This is a genomic window from Blautia sp. HCP3S3_D9 (assembly GCF_052063845.1).
In the GTDB taxonomy this organism is placed as follows: Bacteria; Bacillota; Clostridia; order Lachnospirales; family Lachnospiraceae; genus Blautia_A.
The window spans coordinates 1-6738 of record NZ_JBQHWS010000157.1; the positions used below are offsets into that span (position 1 = coordinate 1).

General features: G+C 43.5%; 4 protein-coding genes and 2 pseudogenes. All 6 read left to right on the forward strand.

The features are described from left to right. Window positions 1–77: 77 nt before the first annotated feature. Window positions 78–272, forward strand: a pseudogene (locus ACTNES_RS18455) (SAM-dependent methyltransferase); the annotation flags it as partial. 69 nt (window positions 273–341) lie between these two features. Next, a complete protein-coding gene (locus tag ACTNES_RS18460) occupies window positions 342–578 on the forward strand; it encodes a hypothetical protein (protein WP_441040335.1) in 237 nt (78 codons plus the stop codon). A 145-nt stretch (window positions 579–723) separates the two neighbouring features. Then, the gene (locus ACTNES_RS18465; RefSeq protein ID WP_291804766.1) at window positions 724–2043 is read left to right on the forward strand and encodes an aspartate kinase; all 1320 of its coding nucleotides are present in this window, start codon (window positions 724–726) and stop codon (window positions 2041–2043) included. A 244-nt stretch (window positions 2044–2287) separates the two neighbouring features. Then, complete coding sequence (locus ACTNES_RS18470; RefSeq protein WP_441040334.1) at window positions 2288–4681, forward strand: ATP-dependent DNA helicase; 2394 nt, start codon at window positions 2288–2290, stop codon at window positions 4679–4681. 197 nt (window positions 4682–4878) lie between these two features. Then, window positions 4879–6375 carry a serine hydrolase gene (locus ACTNES_RS18475; protein WP_291804770.1) on the forward strand — a complete coding sequence of 499 codons (1497 nt, stop codon included), beginning with the start codon at window positions 4879–4881 and terminating at the stop codon, window positions 6373–6375. A gap of 150 nt (window positions 6376–6525) precedes the next feature. Then, a pseudogene (locus ACTNES_RS18480) lies at window positions 6526–6738 on the forward strand (sn-glycerol-1-phosphate dehydrogenase); the annotation flags it as partial.

Below are 6738 nucleotides of genomic sequence, written 5' to 3' on the forward strand. Positions count from 1 at the left end.
GTCTGGAGGTGTTTAGTCATATCTGGCTGATCTGGTAGTTTTCGGAGGCAAAGAGGTGAAAATGGTCACCGACTGTCCGCCCGCCCAGGCTTGGGGGAAATGTGAGAAAAGGAGTTTTTGCCACAAGATCTCCCTTCCGCCCCAATTCCATAGGATTATCCTGTGTGAAGCTTGAGAAAGTAGCTCTGGATGAGCCGGACAGCCCTGTACTCTATGTAGAAGGTGCAGATCTGATGAATGGAACACCGATTTTCGATATTAAACCGTATATTCCTTATGCAGACTGCCATCCGGAAGCAACGGGAAGTTTTACCGAATATTCCAAAGATCACCATCTGAATGTGGAATTTCCCCAGGAGCTTCTGGAAAAAATACCCGGGGAAAGCAGAGAGGCTCTGATCGCAGTGCTTGCAGATGATCCCCGTCCTGCTTATCAGAATGATCCGGAACGGTCTTACGGAATGCCTTTTGGAGAGAAGGACATTCATTTTCGTGTGGAGGGAGATATCCTCCGTGTTTATAATGTGACAGATTTTGTAAAAAAACAGCAGGAATCCCCGGCAGATTGTGGAAAATAACCATTTTCGGATATTTCTGTAAGAAAGGCTTGCAAAATTGGCGTTTATTCAATACAATATTAAACAGACTTTATGTTGGTAGAGTGACAAAGACTGATGGGAGATCGGTCTGAAAATATTTAGTGACATATGAGGAGCAGGAAAGATGAAGAAAATTGTAAAATTCGGAGGAAGTTCTCTGGCAAATGCACAGCAGTTTGAGAAAGTAGGAGAGATCATCAGAAGTGATGAGAGTAGACGTTATGTGGTTCCGTCCGCACCTGGAAAAAGATTTGACGGAGATACCAAAGTTACCGATTTACTTTATAAATGCTACAACATCGCAGTAAAGGGCGAAGATTTCGGAGCTGTTTTACAGGAAATCAAAGAGAGATACTACGAGATCATCCGTGGTCTGAAACTGGACCTTTCTTTAGAAGACGAATTTGCACAGATCGAAAAAGATTTCAAAGCGCAGGCAGGTTCTGATTACGCAGCATCCAGAGGCGAGTTCCTCAATGGTAAAGTAATGGCAGCTTACCTTGGCTATGAATTTGTAGACGCAGCAACCGTAATCCGTTTTGATAAGAACGGAAACTTCGATGCAGACAAGACAGACAAGCTTCTTTCCAAGAGACTTGCAAAATGTGAACGTGCCGTAATCCCGGGATTCTACGGTGCATATGAAGATGGAACAGTTAAGACATTCTCCAGAGGTGGATCTGATGTAACAGGTTCCCTTGTTGCAAAAGCAATCAAAGCAGATCTCTATGAGAACTGGACAGACGTTTCCGGTTTCCTTGTAACAGACCCGAGAATCGTAGAGAATCCGGCAGTGATCGAGACAATCACATACAGAGAGCTTCGTGAGCTTTCTTACATGGGTGCAACTGTTCTTCATGAAGATGCAATCTTCCCTGTTCGTAAAGAGGGAATCCCGATCAACATCAAGAATACAAACAAACCAGAAGATAAAGGTACTTTCATTGTAGAAAGCACATGCAAGAAACCGAAATATACAATTACCGGTATTGCCGGAAAGAAAGGCTTCTGCTCCATCAATATCGAGAAATCCATGATGAACAGCGAAGTTGGTTTCGGACGTAAAGTTCTTCAGGTATTCGAAGATCAGGGAATCAGTTTTGAACATATCCCATCCGGAATCGATACACTGACTGTATATGTACATCAGGATGAATTTGAGGAAAAAGAACAGCAGGTAATCGCAGGAATCCATCGTGCAGTACAGCCGGATTTCGTAGAAATGGAATCTGACCTTGCACTGATTGCAGTTGTAGGACGCGGAATGAAATCCCAGAGAGGTACAGCAGGCAGAATCTTCTCTGCACTTGCCCATGCAAATGTAAACGTTAAGATGATCGATCAGGGATCCAGTGAGCTGAACATCATCATCGGTGTTGAGAACAGAGATTTCGAAGCTGCTGTAAAAGCAATTTATGATATTTTTGTACTTACTCAGATATAATTAACACATTAGACAATAAGCTGAATTCTGAAGATTCAGCCATACAGAAGTTGAAGAATGTAACAGGCCGCCGGGAATCTGTATATAGATTTCCGGTGGCTTTTGCGTTTTATGAATGAGGAAGATGTGCTATAATCGTATATTATACCTGAAGGAATAATTAGGCATTAGGTGATCAGGCGAATTGGTCAGTGGATCACTCATATGGTGAGGAAAAATAACTTTTAGGATGCAGGAGGCAGATATGGAGAAACCGTTGGTTCGCATTTCCGTCAGAAATCTGGTGGAGTTTATACTGAAAAGCGGTGACCTTGACAACCGCAGAGGTTCTGCGGACAAAGAAGCAATGCTGAAAGGCAGCAGACTTCACAGAAAGATACAGGGCCGTATGGGAAGCCACTACAGAGCAGAGGTTTCCCTGAAATATATAACAGAATACAAAGATGTGGACATTCAGGTAGAGGGCAGAGCTGACGGAATATTCACAGAAAATGACCAGTATTACATTGATGAGATTAAGGGCGTTTATGCAGATGTCAGCCAGTTTGAGCAGCCGGTAGAAGTCCACCGTGCCCAGGCAATGTGCTATGCGCGGATCTATGCACAGGAGCAGCAGCTTGAGAAGATCGGAGTGCAGATGACCTACGGAAATCTGGATACAGAGGAACTTCGATATTTCAGGGAAGACCATACGCTGGAAGAACTCAGACAATGGTATCAGGATCTGCTGGACAGATATCACAAATGGATCGCCTATCAGCTTGCATGGAAAAAAGAACGAAATGCATCCATGAGTAATCTGGAGTTTCCTTTTGAATATCGGGAGGGACAGCGGAAAATCGTATCCAGTGTATACCATACGATATCCACAGAACGCCAGATTTTTATTCAGGCACCTACAGGCGTAGGCAAAACCATGTCTACGATTTTTCCAGCGGTAAGAGCAGTCGGCGCAGGAATGGGCGAAAATATCTTCTATCTTACAGCAAAGACGATCACCAGAACCGTAGCAGAAGAAGCCTTTTCCATATTGAGGGAGCATGGTCTGAAATTCAAAGTGATCACCATCACTGCAAAAGAAAAATTATGCTTCTGCGATAAAGTAGAATGCAATCCGGAGAACTGTCTCTGGGCAAGAGGACATCTGGACAGGGTCAATGATGCGGTCTATGAGTTGTGGACTACGCAGGACAGATATGACAGGGAAACTCTGCTTGAGTATGCAAAAAAGTGGCAGGTATGCCCGTTTGAACTATGTCTGGATCTTGCAGTCTGGGTAGATGCAGTGATCTGCGATTATAATTATGTATTTGACCCGAATGTATATCTGAAGAGATTTTTCGGAGAAGGAACTTCGGGAGATTATATCTTCCTGATCGACGAAGCACACAATCTGGTGGACAGAGGCAGGGAAATGTACAGCGCCTATGTGGACAGAGCAGATGTACTGGAAGCAAAGAAGCTGGCAGCAGATTACAGCAAAGGCCTTGTAAAGGCATTGGAAAAGGTAAACCGGCACCTGCTTACGCTGGAAAAGGAATGTGGAGATTACGAAATCCTGCAGAATCCGGGTGCTGTTTCTCTGAGCATACTGCAGGTCATGGGTGAAATGGATAAACTGCTGGAAGAGCTTCGTGGAAAAGAATTGCCGGAACAGCTCCTGGAATTTTATTTCTGCGTCAGAGATTTTCTGAATATTGATGAACTGTTGGATGAGAATTATGTGGTCTATACAGAAATCGGAGATCAGGGAAAAGTAGTCCTGCGGCTTTTCTGCGTAAATCCTGCGGCAAACATCGGCAGATGCCTGGAGAAAGGAAAGAGTACCGTGTTCTTTTCAGCAACGCTTCTTCCTATGGACTATTACCGGACGCTTCTGAGCACCAGAAAGGACGACTATGGGATTTATGTTCCGTCACCTTTTCAACAGGAGAAGCGATGTATTCTTACAGGCCGTGATGTGAGCAGCCGTTACACCAGAAGAGGATATGAGGAGTATCACAGGATCGCATCGTATATTGCCAAAACAGTATGGACGAGAAAAGGAAATTATATGGTATTCTTTCCTTCTTATAAATTTATGGAAGATGTGCTGGATGTGTATGAAAATGAATTTTCAGTTGATTGGGTGCGCTGTATTGCGCAGACATCGGGAATGCACGAACAGGAGAAAGAAGAGTTTCTGGAAGAGTTTTCCACATCAGAGGGGACACTGGTAGGATTTTGCGTGATGGGCGGTATTTTCTCGGAAGGAATTGACCTGATGGGAGAGAAATTGATCGGGGCGATCATTGTGGGAACCGGCCTGCCGCAGATTGGAATACAGAGAGAAATACTGAGACAATATTATGATAAAAAAGGAGCCAGCGGATTTGACTATGCCTATCGTTATCCGGGAATGAATAAAGTACTGCAGTCTGCAGGGCGAGTGATCAGAACGCAGGAAGATACAGGAATCATACTTCTACTGGATGAACGTTTCGCGGGAAGCGATTACCGGAATCTCTTTCCGGCAGAATGGTCTGACCGTGGAAACTGCACTTTAAATACAGTAGAAGAACAGCTTGATCATTTCTGGAATAGCGTAAAGGAAAGTGGACAGTTATCAAATCAGGAAAATGGCAGTGCTCAAGATTAAAAAGCAGGGCTTTACTGGAAAAAGGATAAAAATGTTGCTATCCTGAAAAAAACAATATATACTTTGCTTACTGTAAAATAACATGAGTTGAAATGATAAATGAAAAAATGGTTTCTGAAAATATTCTGCAGGATTTTCGCAGGATGCTTAGAAAACAGCAGTGACAACATGGAAAGTAACTGTAAAAGGAGTTGCACATGAGAAAAAACAAAAGAACAGCGAAATCTTTTATAGCGGCAGGCACTTTGGCAGGAGCTGTCTCGATAATGATGGCTTTTCCACATTATGTTCCGGCAGCACAGCAGAGCCTGTCCTCTGTCACAGAACAGGCGCAGATTCAGCCTATAGGTGACGGAAGCGGCAAATATATTATGAAGAGTGACGGATTCTACTGTCTGGATGTGAACGGTGCCAGAAGTACTCAGGCAGAGGTTCATTATTTTCACGATTATGAAATAGACGGAACAGTATTTGACGGATATTACTACCATGATACGGATGGTAAGTTTAAAGCCTGCAATCCACATATGGAACGTTTAAAAAGTGTTGCGGCATTTGAGAATAAGGCAGATGAAACAACAGAAGCAGATGCGCAGGCAGCGCAGACAACCCAGACTGCAGAGAAATTTGACGGATTCTATTTTGTAAATAATCTGGGCCGCCTGTCTGCAGCGCCACAGGTAAGATATATTGACAACCTGGCAATAGACGGGATTACTCTGAACGGCTACTACTATTTTGATGAAAATGGCAGAATGGTAACAGAGCCGGGGATCCATTCCCTTGAAATGAACTGTTATGAGATAAATTTTGATGGAAGTTACTATTTTGGCGGTATAAATGGAGCGCTGCTGCAGGAGAGTACCGTGACTTCAGATGGATTTATCGTAGACGATACAGGAAAAGTCCTGAATCTGGATAACCTGGGAATTGATAATCTCAAACCTCAGCTTGAGAACATCCTGTCCGGATATCAGGGAAACTGGAGTGTATATGTCAAAGACCTTAACGAAGACAAAGAAATCGTGATCAACGATACCCAACTGTATTCTGCCAGCCTGATCAAGGCCTTCGTAATGGCAAAAACATACCAGGATATGGAACAGGTAAAAGCAAATGAAGAGAAGAAGCTGAATACTACAGACGTGAAAACAGCAGAAGTGAAGCTGGATGATCTCTTATGGAATATGATCACGGTCAGCGATAACGAATCCTGCAACGAATTGGTGAAGCTTCAGACAGATGCTCTTGATTTCAAAAAAGGCGCTGAAGATATCAATAAATACCTGAAAAAAGAGGGCTACACGGAAACTACGGTACAGCATACTCTGCACCCGGCAGCTTCTGCGCAGGAGAGTCTGGGCGGCAGAAATATGACTTCCGTAAAAGACTGCGGCACACTGCTTGAGAAGATTTACAATGGAGAATGTGTCAGCAAAGAAGCTTCAGAAGCAATGCTGAATCTTTTGTCAAACCAGGAGAACACCTGGAAAATCCCGCAGGGACTGCCGGACGGGATCAAGTCGGCCAATAAGACCGGTGAAACAGATCAGGACCAGCATGATATTGCGATTATCTATGGAGAAAAGACAACTTATATCTTATGTGTAATGTCTGAGAACTGTCCGGAAGGTACTGCAGTGACAAATATACAGAACATTTCGAAGATTGTATATAATTACCTTAATTTATAGAGTATCATGCAGGGGCCGGAAATAATGTAAGTTACTACTGTCAGCCACATGCACAATGATTGATTTTTACTGGAAAATCATGTATAATACCAATGAACTATGCCTATAGAAAATTAAGTTTAATCAAGAAAGTCAGGAGGAAGAATTTAAATGCGAGTTGATGCGGACGATTTTGCCCGACCTTGCAGCTGCGGCAGGGAACACCAGATTGCAGTGAAAGAGATTTTGATAGAAGCCGGAGCAGTAGAGAAGCTTGAAGAAGAGATGTCAGAGGGAATGCTTAGAGAGTACATATCCCCGCTGGTCATCTGCGACACCAATACCTATGCGGCAACAGAAGAACTCATGGAGGATATCTATGAC